The sequence below is a fragment of the Actinomadura rubteroloni genome (assembly GCF_002911665.1).
Lineage (GTDB): Bacteria > Actinomycetota > Actinomycetes > Streptosporangiales > Streptosporangiaceae > Spirillospora > Spirillospora rubteroloni.
This window is the reverse complement of sequence record NZ_MTBP01000004.1, coordinates 36,033-52,704: the sequence shown is the minus strand read 5'-3', so window position 1 is coordinate 52,704 and position 16,672 is coordinate 36,033. Positions and strand designations below refer to the sequence as shown.

Sequence of the window (16,672 nt, the reverse complement as noted above, 5' to 3'; positions counted from 1 at the left end):
GGCGGGCCGCGGGGGCGGGCGCGGACGCGGGGTGACGCGGCGGGCGGCGGATCTGCGAAGCTAGAGGCGTGAGTCCCCGCAGCAGCCGCCGTTCCGCCGGGGAGCCCGATCGTCCGCCGCCCCCCGACGAGATGACGCTCGTCTACGAGGGGATGCTTCAGCATGCGCGGGAACTGCTCGCGGTGCGCGGGCCGCTGGACGCCGAGCTGATCGTCAGCCGGATCCTCGGGGCGTGGTGGGGGCGGCGCGTCGTCGAGGGCGACGTGGAGGAGGTCGTCGGGGACGGGCTCGTCCGGTACGCGGCCGGCGCCGGCACCCCGGCCGCGCTCGCGCTGCTCACCGGCATCGGGTACCTCGGGACGCCGCGGCAGGCCGCCGAGGCCGAGCGGGCCGCGCTGGACCTCATGGCGCGCGGCGTCGCCCGTCCGGCGTGGGCGGACCGGCTCGGGACGGTCATGCCGGAGGAGTGCTTCGTGTCCGGCGACGTCTACGGCGACCACGAGTCGATCGTCTGCACCTTCTCCTACGGCGGCCCGCGGCGGCACGCGCTCGTCGTCCTGGTGGACCGGACGAAGGCCGAGCCGGTCGGCGCGGGCGGGCGGACGCCGCGCGGCACGGTCCCCGCGTACGGGATGGTCCGGGACGCGTGGGTGTCCTCGCGGGTGGAACGCCTGCTGGCGCAGTGCCGCGCGGAGAGCCGGGACCGTCCGCTGATGCGGTTCGAGCCGCTGGACCCCGCCGACACGCGCGCGATGCTGCACCGGGCGCTGGAGCACACGAACGCGACCGTGAACCCGCCCGTCGGGGAGGACTTCGCGTCCTACCACGCGTTCCTGCGGGCGCGGGTGCGGGCACTGCCGCCGGGCGGGCGGGCGCCGCAGCCCGTCCCGCACGGCGGGGACCGGCGGGCCACGCTCGCGGCGCGGTTCCTGGCGTCGGACGAGGCGGAGGGCCTGTCGGACCTGTCGGCGGCGGGACGCTGCGTGGACCGGATCATCGACTACGGCTGCGCGCAGGACTTCGGCCGTCCGCTGCGCGTGAGCCCGCTCAAGGCCGAGATGTTTCTGCTGGACTGGCTGCCGCGCAAGGTTCTCCTCTCCCCGGCGGAACAAGAGGCTGTCCCGCACGTGCTGGCGTCGTGGGTGCGGTGGGCGGCGCGGCAGACGGGGCTGCCGGACGAGGGCGTCCGCGCGACCCTGGACGCCGTCTGGGACGCCACCGTCCGGTTCGCCGCCGCCTACCGCGACCCGGCCGCCGCCGGGCTGGACCGCGCGCTGGTCGACCGGCTGCTGCCCGACGGCGACCTGGAGGCGCTGCCCCGGCGGGCCTTCGCGCTGCCGTTCCTGTCCGGACGGCACCGGCTGTCGGGACGGCACGGCGTCGTCGATCTCGGCGCGCTGGACCCGTCCGCGCCGGCCGACCGCCGTATCCTGCTGGAATTCGAGCATCCGGGGGCCGACCAGGAACATCTCGACGCGCACGAGCGTCTCGCCGCCCGGCTCTGGGACGGCGATCCGCCGGAGTTGTGGGAGACGGCGCAGGCGCTGCTGGACGTCGGTTTCGAGCGTCATGACGTCCTACACCGGCTCATCGGGGCGTTCGAACGGGCCGGCGACGATCCGGACGCACTCCGGGACGCGCTCGGCGCCCTGCGGCATGAGCCGCCGCCGGGCTGAACGCCGGTTTGCCAGAAGGAGTCCGGGGCGACAATCATCATTACTCCGGGACCCCGGTTCCCGCGCGGCTCAGGGGGGCCGATCGCGGGCATAAGGAGTGATCTTGTTGGAGTGGTCCGAGTTCACCCGGCGGCTGGGGCGCGAGCTGGCGGGTCTCGACCGGGACACCATCCTCATCGTGCGCGAGCGCGAGGAGAGCCGCCACTACGTCCAGGCGATGCGCGAGCCGGACCGGCTCTACGCCGAGGCGGTGAGCAACAACTTCCTCGAAGGACCGCTGCTCCTGACCCTCGCGGACGAAGAGGTCATGAGCGAGGCGGGCTGGCGTCCGCCCGCCGATCCCGCGCCGCGCAACTGGTGGACCGAACTGCCCGCCTACGCCTCGCCCGCCGACCACGCGCGGCTGGCCGAGGTGATGGTGACGGCGCTGCGGGACGTGCAGGGCGTGCGGCGGCCGTCCGACCTCGTCTACGAGTCGTTCCACCGGCACGGCACCGGGCTGATCGAGCTGCTGGACTTCGGCATCGAGACCGCCGACCCGGCGCGGATCGCCGAGCGGCGCTCGACCGTGTCCGTCCTCGCCGAGGCGCTGGTGCGGGACGAGCCGCACTTCACTCATGACGACGGGCACTTCGGGATGAACGGGTCGGCGGTGAACGGGTCGGCGGGGGCGTTCGCCGGGGCCGGGCTGCTCGGCGCGCCCGTGCCCGACCCGGAGCCGGCGCCCGCGCCCGCTCCCGTCCCGCCCCCGTCGGACCTGGAGGGGTTCCTCGCCGACGCGCGGCGGCGCGGCGACCACGCGGCCTACTTCGACCTGCTGCGCGGCGCGGACCTCGTCCTGCCGGGCGCGGGCGGGCCCGACGAGCCGTACGGCCTGCCGCTGATCTCCATCGGCGGCGGGACGTTCGTGGCAGTGTTCACGTCCCCGGCCGCGATGAGCCGGGACGGCGGGCCGCCCGGACCGTACCGCCGGACGTCCTTCGCCGAGCTCGGCGCGGCCTGGGCCGACCCGGCGTGGCAGCTCGCGGTGAACCCGGGGCTGCCGAGCGAGGTCCTGCTGGACGCCGCCGCCGTCGCGCGGCTCGGCGCCGACCGGCTCGCCGAGGCGCCCGCCGCCCCGGCCGCGCCGCCGTCGCCGCCGCCGGTGCAGGACGTTCCGGTGCTGCGTCCGCCGCACGGCACGCGGCTCTGGCGGGTGGACGTCGAGGAGGGCCGCGAGACCACGGCCGTCCCCGTCGCCGTGTACGACGCGATCGGCGGCGTGTGGGCGCCCGTCCGCGCGGACGTGCTTCCGGGCCATCCTCCCGAATGACGCAATAACGGCGCGGGGCGGCTACCGTTCGCTGAGACCGTGTCGACGATTGGCGGGAGCGGGAGTGGACTGGGAAGACTTCGCCGGACGGCTGTCCCGGGAGTTGCAGCGCCTCCCGGTCCGGTCGTTCATCATCGTGCAGGGTCCCACGGGGCTGCCGTACGTGCAGGCGATGCGGTCCACGAGCGCGATCGACGCCGAGGCCGTCGGGAGCGCGTTCCTGCCGCGTCCGCTGTCGCACCGGCAGGAGCGGCGGCTCGGCGCGCTCGGCTGGCGCAAACCGGACGGCCGGGACCGGCTGAACTGGTCGCACCGGCTCACGATGCCGCCCCGCATGCGGCTCACGCCGCTGCAGTCCGCCGAGGTGGACCGGCTCGCCGACCGGATGGTCGCCGCGTTCCGGGACGTCTACGGCGTCCGGTCGCCGCTGGACCTCGTCTACCAGGCCGGACGCACCTCCGGGGACGGCGGCGGCCTCGCCCTGCCCGGCCTCGGGCTGCCGCTGGCGATCCCCGAGGCCGAGCAGACGACCGCGGAGGCCGCCGGGCTCGCCCCGCCGCCCGCCGTCGACGACCTGGAGGCCGAGCTGACGGCCGCGCGGCGGCGCGGCGACGAGCAGGCGTACCTCGCGTTGCTCGCCGGGGCCACGCTGTGCCTGCCGGTGCCGGGCGAGCCTGGCTCGGAGGCCGCCGACCAGTTCGCCACCGCCAAGTTCGGGGACGGGACGTACGTCCTCGGGTTCACCTCCCCGGAGGCGATGGACCGGTCGCTGCGCGGTCAGGCCGTCCACCACCGTCCGGTGACGCTGGCGGAACTGGCACGGGCGTGGCCACGCCGCGAGTGGGGCCTGGCGGTCGACCCGGGCCTGCCGAGCGCCGCCTACCTGGACGCCGAGACGGTCGCCAGGACCGCCGGAGCCGACCTCGCGGCCCGTCCCGCGGCGGCGCCCGTCCCGGAGTCCCCCTCCGTGCGGACGACGCCGCTGCCGTCGGTGGAGCCGCCCGCCAAGCCCGAGCCGGACGACAAGCGCGTCGCGGGGAAGCCCGCCCCGTCCGACCCCTCCCGCACCACACCGGACGCCCCGCCGCGCCCGCCCGCACCCCCGGCCCCGCAGGCCGTGCCCGAGCCGCCGAGCCGCCCCGCGCCCCCGCAGCCCGAGCCGTCCGTCCGCACACCACAGGCCACGCCGATGCCCGGCCGACCCGCCGCAGCACCGGCCACGCCCCCGCAGCCCCCCGTCCGCACCCCGCAGGCCACGCCCACGCCGGGCCGACCCGCCGCGACCCCCGCGCCGGACACGCCCCCGCGCCGTCCGGCGCCCGAACCGGCGAGTCACCCCGCCGCACCGGACATCGCGCCGCGCCAGCCGGACCGCCAGGCCGAACCACCGCGCCGCGCCACACCCCCGCAGCCCGAACCGGCCGTCCGCACACCGCAGACCACGCCTGCGCCGACCCCGACACCCGCAGCGCCGGACTCACCGCGTACCCCGGCCGAGCCCGGCAGGCCGGACGTCCCGGTGCGCCAACCGGCCGCGCACGAGTTCGGCCACCGACCCGAACCGGCTCGGCCCGGCACGCCCGACGTCCCGGCGCGCAAGCCCGCTGCGGCGCAGGAGCCCGGCCGTCAGGTCGCGCCGCCCGAACCGCCGCGCCGTCCCGCCGTGCCGGACGTTCCAGTGCGGCAGCCCGCCGCCGCGCCGTCCGAGGCTCCGCGACGGCCCGGCACGCCCGAGGTCCCGGCCCGGCAACCCGCCGCGCAGCACGCTGAACCGCCGCACCGGCCCGGCGCCCGGCAGCCTGTCGCGGCGCAGGAGTTCGGCTACCAGCCCACGCCGCCCGAACCGCCGCGCCAGCCCGCCGTGCCGGACGTTCCGGCGCGGCAGCCCGCGGCGCCCGAGGCCGGTCGGCAGCCGTTGCGGGACGTGCCGCGCTGGGCGGCCGAGCCGGCCTCGCACGCGCAGGAGAAGCCAGTGCCCGTCGAGCGGCATGCGGCGGCGGCGCACGCGCTGCCGCAGGCGCCGGGCGGGACGCGGCTGGGCGATCGGCGGGTCGCGCCCGTCCCGGGGAGCACGACGCCGGACCCGCCGGGCGGGGGCCGGGGGACGCGCACGCCGTCGGAGACGCGTGTCGACGCGCCCAAGCCGTCCATGACGCAGCCCGACCCCGTGCCCGCCGACGGACGCGCGCCCAAGCCGCTGCCGACCGTCGAGCGGGCGGCGCCGACGCGGATCCGCCCGACGTCGGCGGAGTTCGTCGTGATGCAGAAGGTGCTGCGGCCCGAGCACGTCCGGCACTACGTGGAGGGCGGGTACGAGCTGGTCGCGGGGTACGTCCACCGGCTGAAGGACGTCGCGGACCTGCGGACGCCCACCGAGATCGTCCGCGCGCTCGGCCTCACCTACCAGGGGACGCCGTTCTCGGCGTCCGACGACACGATCCACGTGCTGCGCTGGCCCGCCGTGAAGCCCACGCTGTTCCGGACGCCGCTCGGCGGCATCGACGAGTGGAGCATGGAGATCATCCCGGGCGGCTGGGTGATCGAGAACGCGCCGTTCCCCGGCTCGGGCTACGCGCCGGGCGACGGCCCCCCGATCCCCGAGTTCAAGATCGACAGCCAGCGGCTGCCGCACGAGGCGGAGATCTACCGGATCGACCGGTCCGGCGAGGCGACGCCGATCGCCCGGTTCGACGCGGACCGGCGGCAGTGGCGGCGGACGGCGGGCGGGGACGCGGAAGGGGCGCGGCGGTGACCGACACGCTGACGATCCGGCACGGCTACTACGCGGGCTGGGGCGGCACCGACTACGAGGCCAGTCCCTGCGGCGCCCAGGTCCGGCTGTACGGGACGCGGGCGGCGACGGGGTTCGTCCCGGCGGGGACTGGGCGGTACGTCCGGATCGTCCCGCTGGCGGACGTCGAGCACCTGTCGTACGTCACCACGCGCTGCGTGTGGCGCGGCGAGCCGTTCCTCGTCCTCGCCCACCACGACGGGTGGCTGCGCGTCGAGTACACCGGCGGACGCGCACCCCTCGCGGAGCGGCTCGGCCTGGAGTGCTTCGACCGGGGCGTCTACCAGGCGTGGGCGCCGGCGCGCGACGTGGCGGAACTGCGGGAGGAGTGGGTCTGACGGCCGCCGGCCCGCGCCGTCCGCGACAATGGCGGGATGGCGGTCATCGACATCAACGCCGACCTCGGCGAGGGCTTCGGCCGGTGGGAGCTGGGCGACGACGCGGCGCTGCTCTCGATCGTCACGAGCGCGAACGTCGCGTGCGGGTTCCACGCGGGTGATCCGCTGACGCTGCGGCGCGTCTGCACGGGCGCGGTGCAGCACGGGGTGACGATCGGCGCGCAGGTGTCCTACCGGGACCTGGCCGGGTTCGGGCGGCGCGAGATGGACGTCCCGCCCGACGAGCTGACCGCCGAGATCCTGTACCAGATCGCCGCGCTGGACGGCATCGCGCGCACCCAGGGCGGACGGGTCGCCTACGTCAAGCCGCACGGCGCGCTCTACAACCGGATCGCGCGGGACCCGGTGCAGGCGGCGGCGGTCGCGGCGGCCGTCCGCGCGTACGACCCGGCGCTGCCGCTGCTGACGCTGCCGGGCTCGGCGGTGTTCGCGGCGGCCGACGATCTGACGGTCGTCGCGGAGGCGTTCGCCGACCGCGCCTACACCCCCGACGGACGGCTCGTGTCGCGGCGCGAGCCCGGCGCGGTGATCCACGACCCGGAGGCGGTGGTGCGGCGCGCCGTCGCGATGGCGGTGGACGGCGAGGTCAAGGCCGTCGACGGGACGCCGGTCCCGGTGCGCGCCCGGTCGATCTGCGTCCACGGGGACACGCCGGGCGCGGTGGGGCTGGCGCGGGCCGTCCGGGACGCGCTGGTCGCCGCCGGGGTCACGCCGGAGCCGTTCGCATGAGGATCCGGCGCGCCGGGGACGCGGCGCTGCTGGTGGAGACCGCCGACCCGCACCGGCTGGACGCCGCCGTCCGCGCGGCGGGCCTGCCCGGCGTGGTGGACGTCGTGCCGGGCGAGCGGACCGTCCTGATCACGACGACCGGCGACCCGGACCGCCTCGCCGAGCGGGTCGCCGCGCTGGCGCCCCCGCCGCGCACGGCCGCCGACGCGCCCCCGGTGGAGATCCGGGTCGTCTACGACGGCGCGGACCTCGCGGAGGTCGCCGACCTGACCGGCCTCAGCGCCGCCGAGGTCGTCGCGCGGCACGCCGCCGCCGAGTACACGGTCGCCTACCTGGGCTTCTCCCCCGGCTTCGGCTACCTGACGGGCCTGCCGGACGAGCTGCGGGTGCCGCGCCGCCCGACGCCGCGCACGTCCGTCCCGGCGGGCGCGGTCGCGATCGCCGGCCCGTACGCGGCGGTGTACCCGTCGTCCTCGCCGGGCGGCTGGCGCCTGCTCGGCCGCACCGACGCACCGCTGTGGGACATCGACCGCGACCCCCCGTCACTCCTGACCCCCGGCGCCCGAGTCCGCTTCGTCCAGGCGGACGAGCGGGAGACACAGTGAGCGAGCCGGAGGCGCGCGCCGCGTGCTGGACTGAGGAGCGGCGGGAGCTTGCGACCAGAGCGACGAGGGAAGCGCGCGGCATCAGGCGCGCCGCAGGCTCGCGGGGAACACAGCGCGAGCTGGAGGCGTGCGCCGTGCGCTGGACTGAGGAGCGGCGGGAGCTTGCGACCAGAGCGACGAGGGAAGCGCGCGGCATCGAGCGCGCCGCAGGCTTGCGGGAGACACCGTGAGCGGGCTGGTGGTGTTGCGGGCGGGGCCGTTGGCGACGGTGCAGGATCTCGGGCGGGCCGGGCTGGCGCATCTCGGGGTGCCCGGGTCGGGGGCGGCGGACGTCCCCGCGCTGCGGCTGGCGAACCGGCTCGTGGGCAATCCCGAGGGCGCGGCCGGGCTGGAGTTGACGTTCGGCGGCGCCGCCCTGCGGCCGGAGGGCGCGGTGTGGGCCGTGGTGACCGGGGCGCCCGCGCCTGTCGCCGTGGACGGGCGGCAGCAGGGCATGAACGCGCCGTTCCGCGTCCCGGCGGGCGCGACGCTGGAGGTCGGCGCGCCCGTGCGGGGCGTGCGGACGTACGTCGCGGTGCGGGGCGGGCTGACGCCGGACGCGGTGCTCGGCAGCCGTTCGGCCGACCTGCTGTCGGGGCTCGGGCCGCGTCCGCTGACGGCGGGCGACGTCGTCCCGTTCGGCCGCGCGGACGGCCTGGACCCCATCGCGGTGGACCTCGCCCCCGTCCCCACGCTGCCCGAGACGCCCGAGCTGCGCGTCCGCCCGGGACCGCGCGACGACTGGTTCGCGTCCGACGCGCTCGCCACACTGACCGGCGCCCCCTACGCGGTGACGGACGCGTCCAACCGCGTGGGCGTGCGCCTGGACGGCCCCGTGCTCGCCCGCGCCCGCGACGGCGAGCTGCCGAGCGAGGGCATGGTGACCGGTGCGCTCCAGGTGCCGCCGGACGGCCTGCCGATCCTGTTCCTCGCCGACCACCCGACGACCGGCGGCTACCCGGTGCTCGCCGTGGTCGCCGCCGCCGACGTGCCGCTGGCCGCGCAACTCCGCCCGGGGCAGAACGTCCGGTTCCGCGCGGTCAGGTGAGCAGCGCCCGCACCCGGTCGACCTCGGCGGCGAGCGGCCCGGCGGGCACGTCCGTGAACGTGGTGACGGCGACGTCGCCGTCCTTGGCCTCCCAGACCCCGGCGACGCGTCCCTCGTGCAGCACGACCGCCGAGATCCACCCCGCCGCGCGGCTCACCGCCGCACGGTGTTCGGCCGGGACGAGGTAGCCCGCCGACGTCCCCGCGCCCAGCACGTACTGGTCGAACGGCCCGAGCAGCCGCACGGGCGGGGCGGGCGGGCCGGACGCGATGTCCGCGGCGTCGCCGGGACGGGCTTTCATCGGCACGCCGTCCACCGCGACGTCCTCCAGGCCGTCGAACCAGCCCGCGACCTCGCGTTTGCGCAGGTTGCCGCGCGTCAGCCACTGGTCGAACGCGGCGGGCGTGCCGGGCCCGTGCGCGCCGAGGAACGCCCGGACGACGAGCGCGCCCGCCTCCTCCAGCGGCGGCGACGAGACACCGACCGGCGCGGTGAACGTGACCCGCGTGCCGCGCGGCGGCCCGTAGCAGAGCACGCCCCACCAGGCCAAAGGCTTGAGCAGCGTCCCCCAGCCGGAGCCGAGCACCTCGGCGAGGTGCTCGGACCCGGTCCGCTCCACGATCGCGGCGGTCAGTTCCTCGCGGGTCAGCACCGCGCCGCCCGCCAGCGCGTCCGCGGCCGCCGCCGCGATGGCCTCCAGGTCGGCGGGCGTGGCGCCGAACGTCCGCTGCCAGCTCGGTTTCTCCCAGTTCCGGACGCGAGCGCACACCGCCAGATAGGCGCCCAGCTCGTCGGACGGGAGCAGATGCAGCGTGCCGCGCATCGCCCACGTCTTGACCAGCGACCCGTCCGCGAGCGCCGGAGCGGCGGGCGGCGCGCCGCGCACCGCGAGCGCCAGTTCCGCCGCCGACGCCACCTGCGCCTGCACGCCGCCGAGCCGCCGCGCGACCCCGGCGGCCGTGTCCGCGCCGGGGTCGGTGACGAACTGCCGTCGCATCCGCCAGGCCAGCACCTGCGGCCACGTCACCGAGAGCATGGCCCGATCCAACCACGCGCCGCCGACAGAACCGTCAGGACGAGACGCGCCCCAGCCCGGCGTAGGCGTCCCGGACGTCCTCGGCGGTCAGGACGGTCAGGTCCGCGGTCGTCGCGGCGTCCCCCAGCTCCGCCGCCCGCAGCGCCCGGAGCGCGCACGCCTTCTCGTACAGGGTGCGGGCGAACCGGCCGTTGCCGAGCTCGTCCACGCGGCCCTGCCCGACGACGCGCTGGAACACGAGCGCCAGGTCGTCCAGCGCCCGGTCGGCCCAGACGTCGCCGCCCTGCTCGGCGACGAGCTGAGCGATCCGCAGCAGTTCGTCGGGGCCGTAGGACGGGAACGTCACGCGCGTCCCGAACCGGGACGCCAGACCCGGATTGGACGCCAGGAACCGGTCCATGTCGGCCTCATAGCCGGCGAGGACGACGACGAGCCGGTCCCGGTCGTCCTCGGCGCGCTTCAGCAGCGTCTGGACGGCCTCGGCGCCGAACGCGTCCCCGCCCGCGTACCCCGAGCCCGCGAGCGCGTACGCCTCGTCGATGAACAGCACGCCGCCGAGCGCGGAGTCGATGAGCCGGTTGGTCTTGAGCGCGGTGGAGCCGAGGTGGTCGCCGACCAGGTCCGCGCGCTGCGCCTCGACCACGACCGGACGGGCGAGCAGCCCGAGCGCGGCGAACACCCGGCCGAGCAGCCGCGCGACGGTCGTCTTCCCGGTGCCGGGCGGGCCGGTGAACACGAAGTGCCGGGTCGGCGGACGGGTGACGAGCCCCTGTTCCTGCCGCAGCCGTGCCACGCGGGCCTGCGCGGCGATCTCGCGGACCTGCTGTTTCACCGGCGCGAGACCGATCATCGCGTCCAGTTCCCCAAGGGCCTCGTCCAGGGTGGGGGTCTCGGCGAAACCGCGGTAGCGCTCGGTCAGCTCGGCGAAGGCGGCGTCGACGTCCACGGCGCGCAGCGTGACGAGGTCGTCGGCGGTGGGCGGGGACGCGGCGTCCCCGACGACCCGGACGTCCCGCGCCCGCGCGGCGCCCTCGGTGAGCGACCGTACGAACCGTCCGTTCCCCAGCTCGTCCACGATGCCCCGCCGCTGGACGTCCGCGAACCGATCGGCGAGGCGGGCGCGGGCGTCGGGGGCGAGCCGGTCGCCGCGCAGCCCGGCGTGGTACTCGGCGATGCGCAGCAGCTCGTCAGGTTGGAAGCTCGGGAAGTGGACGCGGGTGCCGAACCGGGACGCCAGCCCCGGGTTGGAGTCGAGGAAGGCGTCCATCTGCGTCTCGTAGCCGGCCAGGATGACGACCAGGCGGTCGCGGTCGTCCTCGGCGCGCTTCAGCAGGGTCTGGACGGCCTCGTCCCCGAACCGGTCCGAACGCCCCTCCCCCGCGTTGACCAGCCCGTACGCCTCGTCGATGAACAGCACGCCGCCGAGCGCCGACTCGATCAGCGCGTTGGTCTTGATCGCCGTCGCGCCGAGGTGCTCGCCGACCAGGTCCGCCCGGCCCGCCTCCACGACCAGCGGCGAGGGCAGCAGCCCGAACGCGTAGAAGATCTTGGCGAGGACGCGCGCGACGGTCGTCTTGCCCGTCCCCGACGGCCCGACGAACACGAAGTGCCGCATCGGCTTCTCGGTCGGCACCCCGGCGGCGGCGCGCAGGTGCGCGGCCTCCAGCGACGCCGCGATCGACCGGACCTGCCGTTTCACCGGCTCCAGCCCGACCATCGCCTCCAGCTCGGCGAGCGCGTCCTCGACGGAGATGCCGGGCGCGTCGCCCGGGGACGCCGCGACGCGCTGCTCGTAGGCCGCCTGCAACGCCGCGGGCACGCCCGCCGCCGGGGCGGCCTCCGCCGCGACCTCCGACGGCGGCTCGGACGCGCGGGGCACGGGGACGGCCCGTTCCGGCTCGGACTGCTCCTGCACCCAGCCCGTCTCGTACGCCTCGGCCGCGACCGTCTCCCGCGACCGCAGCCACCGGTGGACGAGCACGACCGCCATCGCCGCGATCGCCGCGAGGATCCCGGCGCGCGGCGCGACGGCGGCCCCGGCGGCGGCGACGAGCCCGCCCGTCCCGAACGCCAGCAGGGCCGTCCGCCACGGCGCGAACCCGCCGAGCCGCGACGACGCGACCGCGACGGGCAGCGCGAGCGCCGCCAGGACGAGCGTGTTGCCGTCGTAGGGCGCCCGGTAGAGGTGGTCGAGCGGGAAGGACACCGCGACCCAGCCGGCGACGACGAGCAGCAGCGCGGTGCCCGCCGGGGTCCGCAGCACCAGGTGCCCGACCGTCAGCAGCACCGCGGCGGCGCCCGCGACGAGCGCGACCGGGCCGCCCAGCACGACTGCCGCCGCAGCGACGGCCGCGAGCAGCACCAGGCCGCCGAGGAACCGCAGTCCCGCGGGGAACTGGAAGTACCGCGAGCGCAGGCGCTCGAACAGATCCCGCGCCGTCGTCGCGATCGCCGTCGCCGGGCGGGAGCGGAAGCCGCCGAACCGTGCCATCCCCATGAGTAAATCGCAGGACTCGGCCGAATGGGACTCTTCGCCGCGGGTTCGTCGGAACACCGCAGGTACGGTTGCGGCGTGGATCAAGAGAGTCCCAGGTGAGGCGCCGTCCGCCGCTCGACCTCGCCCGGATCGACGGCTCCGGGCCGGACGCGCGCGGCCTGTCGGTGTGGGTCGTGGTGTTGGCGTGGCCCGCGTCCGACGTCGTGTCGGGGTCGGCGCGCCCGCGCTGGGCCGCCGCGCTGCTCGTCGCCGTGGTCGCCGTGCTGTTCGTCGCCACACTGCGCACCGCGTTCGACGGACGGCGCCCGCTGCGCGCGGCCGTCCTGCTGCTTGCCGCCCAGACCGCCGCGACGGGCGCCGCGATCGCCTGGTTCGGCGGACACTGGCTGTCGGCGCTCGGCGTCCTCGGCGTCGCGGCGGGCGCGGTGATCGGGCACCTGCCGCGTCCGCGCGGCGGCCTGGAGGTGCCGATGTTCGCTGGCGTCGGCGGCGTGACGGCCGTCGCGACCGGGTCGGCGTGGCTCGGCGGGCTCGGGACGGGCGGGGTCGCCGCCGCCGCCTGGACGACGCTGACCGCCGGGCTCGTCACCACGATCGTCGTCCGGCTGTTCCTGGTGATCACGCTGCTGCGCGACGCCCGCGAGGAGCTGGCGTCGGCGGCCGTCGAGCGCGAGCGGCTGCGCTTCTCCCGCGACCTGCACGACCTGCTCGGCCACACGCTGTCGCTGATGGTGGTGCAGGCGCAGGCCGTCCGGCGGATCGCCGAGCGGGACCCGGCGCTCGCCGCGCGGCAGGCCGCCGACATCGAGACCGTCGGGCGGGACGCGCTCGGCGAGGTCCGCCAGGCCGTCGCCGGGTACCGGGGGCGGGGCCTGGCGGCCGAGCTGGACGCGGCGCGGTCCGCGCTGGCCGCCGCCGGGATCGAGCCGGTCGTGCGGCGCTCGGACGACCCGCTGCCGCCCGGGGCGGACGCGCTGCTCGGCTGGGCCGTGCGGGAGGGCGTCACCAACGTCGTCCGGCACAGCGGCGCGCGGACCTGCACGATCACGCTGGAGGACGACGTGCTGTCGATCGTGGACGACGGTTCCGCCACCGGAACGCCGTCCGGCGGGCACGGGCTGCGCGGCCTGCGGGAACGCGTCGCGGACGCGGGCGGCTCGCTGACCGCCGGGCCGCGTCCGGGCGGCGGGTTCGCGCTGACCGTCCGGCTCACAACGGAGGTGCCGTGATCAGGGTGCTGCTCGCCGAGGACCAGGGCATGATGCGCGGCGCGCTCGCCCTGCTGCTCGGGCTGGAGGACGGCATCGAGGTCGTCGCGGAGATCGGGGACGGCGCCGAGGTGCTGGCCGCCGCGCTTTCGGCCCGTCCCGACGTGGCCGTCCTGGACATCGAGATGCCCGGCCGCACCGGGCTGGAGCTGGCCGCCGACCTGCGCGAGCACCTGCCCGGCTGCCGGGTGCTCATCGTGACGACGTTCGGCCGTCCCGGCTACCTGCGGCGCGCGATGGACGCGGGCGCGCACGGCTTCCTGGTCAAGGACGGGCCGATCGAGGACCTGGTCGCCGCGATCCGGCGCGTCCTCGCGGGCGAGCGCGTCGTGGACCCGGCGCTCGCGACGGCCGCGTTGTCGGTGGGGCCGAACCCGCTGACGGCGCGCGAGCGCGACGTGCTGTCGGCCGCGTCCGACGGCGCCACGGTCGCCGACGTGGCCCGCGCGCTGCACCTGTCGGAGAGCACGGTCCGCAACTACCTGTCGTCGGCGATCGGGAAGACCGGCGCCCGCAACCGCGTCGAGGCGCTTCACACCGCGCGCGACAACGGGTGGCTCTAGGCTTTCCCGCATGGACGAGCTGCTTGCGGCGCCCGCGCCCGTGCCGCGCGAGCGGGCGGACTACGCGATCGAGCACGCCCTGCGGGATGCGCTCGGCGGCGCGCCCGTCATCGCCGGGGTGGACGAGGTCGGGCGCGGCGCCTGGGCCGGGCCCGTGGTGGTCTGCGCGGCCGTCACCGATCTGTCCGAGCCGCCGTCGCTGCCCGGACGCGGCGGGAAGACCGTCCGGCTCACCGACTCCAAGCTGCTCACCGCCGCGCATCGGTCCGCGTTCGCCGCCGTCCTGCCGGACTGGCTGGCCGGGCACGCGTTCGGTTCCGCGTCGCCCGCCGAGATCGACGAGCTGGGGATGACCGCCGCGCTGCGCCGGGCGGCCGTCCGGGCGCTGGAGGCGCTGCCCGTCCCGCCCGGCATCGTGCTGCTGGACGGCTCGCACGACTTCCTCGGCCGTCCGTGGCGGGTGCGCTGCGAGATCAAAGCGGATCAACGTTCCGTTACGGTCGCCGCCGCGTCCGTCCTCGCCAAGGTCCACCGCGACGAGCACATGGCCGCGCTCGGCGCCGACTTCCCCGCCTACGGGTTCGCCGACAGCGCGGGCTACCCCTCGCCCGTCCACCAGGAGGCGCTGCGGGAGTCGGGCCCGACGCCGCACCACCGGCTGAGCTGGTCGTATCTGGACGACCTGCCGCGCTGGCGGCACCTCAAGCGGCACCGCGACCCGAACGCCGGCGAGGGCCAGCTCAGCCTGATGTGAGCGGCGCGCCCGTCGTGGGTAGGCGCTGCGCATGGACGCCAAGGCCAAGAAGCTCCTGGACGACGCCGGACGGCAGACCTACGCCGAGGAGGCGGGCATCCCGGTCAAGGACCAGCCCGCCGCGCTGTGGAAGCTGCTCGTCCTCGCCAACCTGCTGAGCACCCGCATCTCCGCCAAGATCGCCGTCGCCGCCGCGCGCGAGCTGTTCGCCGCCGGGGGCGGCACGCCGCGCGGCATGGCCGGCCTGAGCTGGCAGCAGCGGGTGGACGCGCTCGGCCGCGCCCACTACCGCCGCTACGACGAGGGCACCTCGACACGGCTCGGACGCATGGCGGAGATCGTCCTCGACGTGTACGGCGGCGACCTGCGCCGCCTGCCCGACAAGGCCGGACGCGACCGGTCCCGCGCCGCCGAGCTGCTGGAGCACTTCCCCGGCATCGGACCGACCGGCGCGGACATCTTCTGCCGCGAGGCGCAGGCCGTCTGGCCGTGGCTGCGGCCCTACGTGGACCGGCTCGCGCTGCGCGGCGCCGACCGCGTCGGACTGCCCGGCGACCCCGGCAAGGCGGGCGTTCCCGGCAAGGACGTCGCGCGGTTCACGGCCGGGCTCGTCCGCGTCGCGCGGGACAAGAAGCTCGCCGACGCCGTCGCACGCGCCTAGTCCTTTCCGCGCGAGGCGACCCACTCCAGCTTCCAGTTGTACGCCTCGTCCACGGCCATCTTGCCCCAGCGCGGGCGGCCCGGCGGGGGGAGTACGAACCGTCCCTCGCGGCGCACGACCAGCTCGCCGCCCACGTTCTCGATCAGCGCGAGGACGGCGTCGCGGGACGCGTCGGCGCAGTCGTCCATCCGCATCTCGATCGGCGGCGAGCCGACCGGGTAGAGGGTGGCGATCGCGTCCAGGCCGCGGAAGTCGTCGGCGCCGTCGTAGATCTCGGCGAACACCAGGATCCGCTTGAACTTCGCCGTGTGGTCGAGGTTGATCACCAGGTTCTCGCCGGTCTCGACGGTCCCGGTGCGGTCGTCCTTGTCGAGCTGCACGTACGGGGGACGGTCCAGCGCGCCCATGTCGCCGACCGCGTGGACGATGCCGCGCCGTCCGTCGGTCAGCTCCCACAGGCAGCACAGGTCCAGGTCCAGGTCGACGCCGCGGCGGCGCTTGCCGAGCAGGCCCCGGGCGGCGCCCGTGCGCGCCGTCCAGTTGAGGTTGACGCGCATGTTCCCCGACGTCGCGCCGTGCTTGGTCAGCGACACCGACGGCGCGCTCTTGGTCAGCGAGATCTTCCCGCCCGCCCCCGCGCCGGGCGGTGCCGCAGCGGGCGGGGGCGCGTACTGGTGCTGCACGGGCGGCGGCTCGTACGGCGGCGGCGGCGCGTACTGGTCCTGGACGGGCGGCGGCGGCGCGTCGTCCACCGAGATGCCGAAGTCGGTGGCGAGACCCGCCAGCCCCGAGTCGTAGCCCTGCCCGACGGCGCGGAACTTCCACGCGCCCTGCCTGCGGTACAGCTCGCCGAGGACGTAGGCGGTCTCGGTCGTGGCGCCCGCGCTGTCGAAGCGGGCGATCTCGGCGCCGTCGGCCGCGTCCACGACCCGGACGTACAGGTCCGCGAAGCGCGCGAATGTGCCGCCGTCCGCCGACGCCGCGATCACGACCCGCTCCACGGCGGGTTCGACGCGCGCCAGATCGACCGCGAGGACGTCCCGGACCGTCACCCCCGGCTGCTTGCCCTCGTGCCGCACCGCGCCGGACGGATGGCCCGGCTGGTTGTAGAACACGAAGTCCGCGTCGTCCCTGACCCGTCCATCCGCCGTGAGCAGCAGCGCGGACGCGTCGGCGTCGGGCGCCCCCGAACCACCGCGCCACCCCAGCTCGACCCGGACCGCGGCGGCAGGCACCGCCGTGTTGGCGCCCTTCTGCAACGACATGAACGCTCCTCGCTCGACGACCCGTCCTCC

General features: G+C 76.5%; 14 protein-coding genes. 11 read left to right on the top strand and 3 right to left on the bottom strand.

Going from position 1 to position 16,672, the window contains the following annotated elements:
* The first annotated feature begins 68 nt into the window (after positions 1 to 68).
* The 7 genes from BTM25_RS24485 (at position 69) to BTM25_RS24450 (ending at position 8,598) form a co-directional block, all read left to right on the top strand.
* The gene (locus tag BTM25_RS24485; RefSeq protein WP_407923404.1) at positions 69 to 1,676 is read left to right on the top strand and encodes a hypothetical protein; all 1,608 of its coding nucleotides are present in this window, start codon (positions 69 to 71) and stop codon (positions 1,674 to 1,676) included.
* Positions 1,677 to 1,779: 103 nt separating this feature from the next.
* A complete protein-coding gene (locus BTM25_RS24480; RefSeq protein ID WP_235828622.1) occupies positions 1,780 to 2,988 on the top strand; it encodes an SseB family protein in 1,209 nt (402 codons plus the stop codon).
* Between the two features lie 64 nt (positions 2,989 to 3,052).
* Positions 3,053 to 5,740 carry an SseB family protein gene (locus BTM25_RS24475; RefSeq protein ID WP_103565381.1) on the top strand — a complete coding sequence of 896 codons (2,688 nt, stop codon included), beginning with the start codon at positions 3,053 to 3,055 and terminating at the stop codon, positions 5,738 to 5,740.
* Positions 5,737 to 6,117 carry a hypothetical protein gene (locus BTM25_RS24470; RefSeq protein WP_235828620.1) on the top strand — a complete coding sequence of 127 codons (381 nt, stop codon included), beginning with the start codon at positions 5,737 to 5,739 and terminating at the stop codon, positions 6,115 to 6,117. The genes BTM25_RS24475 and BTM25_RS24470 overlap by 4 nt, the downstream gene beginning before the upstream one ends.
* Before the next feature lie 36 nt (positions 6,118 to 6,153).
* Complete coding sequence (locus tag BTM25_RS24465; RefSeq protein ID WP_103565380.1) at positions 6,154 to 6,906, top strand: LamB/YcsF family protein; 753 nt, start codon at positions 6,154 to 6,156, stop codon at positions 6,904 to 6,906.
* Positions 6,903 to 7,511, top strand: coding sequence for a 5-oxoprolinase subunit B family protein (locus BTM25_RS24460; protein WP_103565379.1), 609 nt, complete (start codon positions 6,903 to 6,905; stop codon positions 7,509 to 7,511). Before BTM25_RS24465 ends, BTM25_RS24460 begins: the two co-directional genes overlap by 4 nt.
* Before the next feature lie 226 nt (positions 7,512 to 7,737).
* Positions 7,738 to 8,598 (top strand): 5-oxoprolinase subunit C family protein, encoded by an 861-nt coding sequence (locus tag BTM25_RS24450; RefSeq protein ID WP_103565377.1) that lies wholly within the window; start codon positions 7,738 to 7,740, stop codon positions 8,596 to 8,598.
* Here the strand turns inward: BTM25_RS24450 and BTM25_RS24445 are convergent.
* Positions 8,591 to 9,634, bottom strand: a complete 1,044-nt coding sequence (locus BTM25_RS24445; RefSeq protein ID WP_103565376.1) for a DNA glycosylase AlkZ-like family protein — start codon at positions 9,632 to 9,634, stop codon at positions 8,591 to 8,593. The two genes, BTM25_RS24450 and BTM25_RS24445, sit on opposite strands and share 8 nt — an antisense overlap.
* A gap of 34 nt (positions 9,635 to 9,668) precedes the next feature.
* Positions 9,669 to 12,125 carry an AAA family ATPase gene (locus BTM25_RS24440; protein WP_103565849.1) on the bottom strand — a complete coding sequence of 819 codons (2,457 nt, stop codon included), beginning with the start codon at positions 12,123 to 12,125 and terminating at the stop codon, positions 9,669 to 9,671.
* 101 nt (positions 12,126 to 12,226) lie between these two features.
* Here BTM25_RS24440 and BTM25_RS24435 point away from each other — a divergent pair, with 101 nt between their 5' ends.
* Genes BTM25_RS24435 through BTM25_RS24420 form a run of 4 tightly spaced genes read left to right on the top strand, consistent with a single transcriptional unit; the run spans position 12,227 to position 15,377 of the window.
* On the top strand, positions 12,227 to 13,360 hold the full coding sequence (locus BTM25_RS24435) for a sensor histidine kinase (RefSeq protein WP_205648256.1): 1,134 nt from the start codon (positions 12,227 to 12,229) through the stop codon (positions 13,358 to 13,360).
* The gene (locus BTM25_RS24430) at positions 13,357 to 13,962 is read left to right on the top strand and encodes a response regulator transcription factor (protein WP_103565375.1); all 606 of its coding nucleotides are present in this window, start codon (positions 13,357 to 13,359) and stop codon (positions 13,960 to 13,962) included. Before BTM25_RS24435 ends, BTM25_RS24430 begins: the two co-directional genes overlap by 4 nt.
* A 19-nt stretch (positions 13,963 to 13,981) precedes the next feature.
* Positions 13,982 to 14,716, top strand: coding sequence for a ribonuclease HII (locus BTM25_RS24425; RefSeq protein WP_407923410.1), 735 nt, complete (start codon positions 13,982 to 13,984; stop codon positions 14,714 to 14,716).
* Between the two features lie 31 nt (positions 14,717 to 14,747).
* Positions 14,748 to 15,377 carry an HhH-GDP family DNA glycosylase gene (locus BTM25_RS24420; protein WP_103565373.1) on the top strand — a complete coding sequence of 210 codons (630 nt, stop codon included), beginning with the start codon at positions 14,748 to 14,750 and terminating at the stop codon, positions 15,375 to 15,377.
* Here BTM25_RS24420 and BTM25_RS24415 read toward each other — a convergent pair.
* Positions 15,374 to 16,642 (bottom strand): TerD family protein, encoded by a 1,269-nt coding sequence (locus tag BTM25_RS24415; protein ID WP_103565372.1) that lies wholly within the window; start codon positions 16,640 to 16,642, stop codon positions 15,374 to 15,376. The genes BTM25_RS24420 and BTM25_RS24415 overlap by 4 nt on opposite strands.
* Positions 16,643 to 16,672 lie beyond the last annotated feature (30 nt).

What these genes read in the sequence shown, in the direction of transcription:
- BTM25_RS24465 (WP_103565380.1), top strand. Translation starts at nt 6,154, where the DNA reads ATGGCGGTCATCGACATCAACGCCGACCTCGGCGAGGGCTTCGGCCGG.
- BTM25_RS24460 (WP_103565379.1), top strand. Translation starts at nt 6,903, where the DNA reads ATGAGGATCCGGCGCGCCGGGGACGCGGCGCTGCTGGTGGAGACCGCC.
- BTM25_RS24445 (WP_103565376.1), bottom strand. Translation starts at nt 9,634, where the DNA reads ATGCTCTCGGTGACGTGGCCGCAGGTGCTGGCCTGGCGGATGCGACGG.
- BTM25_RS24440 (WP_103565849.1), bottom strand. Translation starts at nt 12,125, where the DNA reads ATGGCACGGTTCGGCGGCTTCCGCTCCCGCCCGGCGACGGCGATCGCG.
- BTM25_RS24420 (WP_103565373.1), top strand. Translation starts at nt 14,748, where the DNA reads ATGGACGCCAAGGCCAAGAAGCTCCTGGACGACGCCGGACGGCAGACC.
- BTM25_RS24415 (WP_103565372.1), bottom strand. Translation starts at nt 16,642, where the DNA reads ATGTCGTTGCAGAAGGGCGCCAACACGGCGGTGCCTGCCGCCGCGGTC.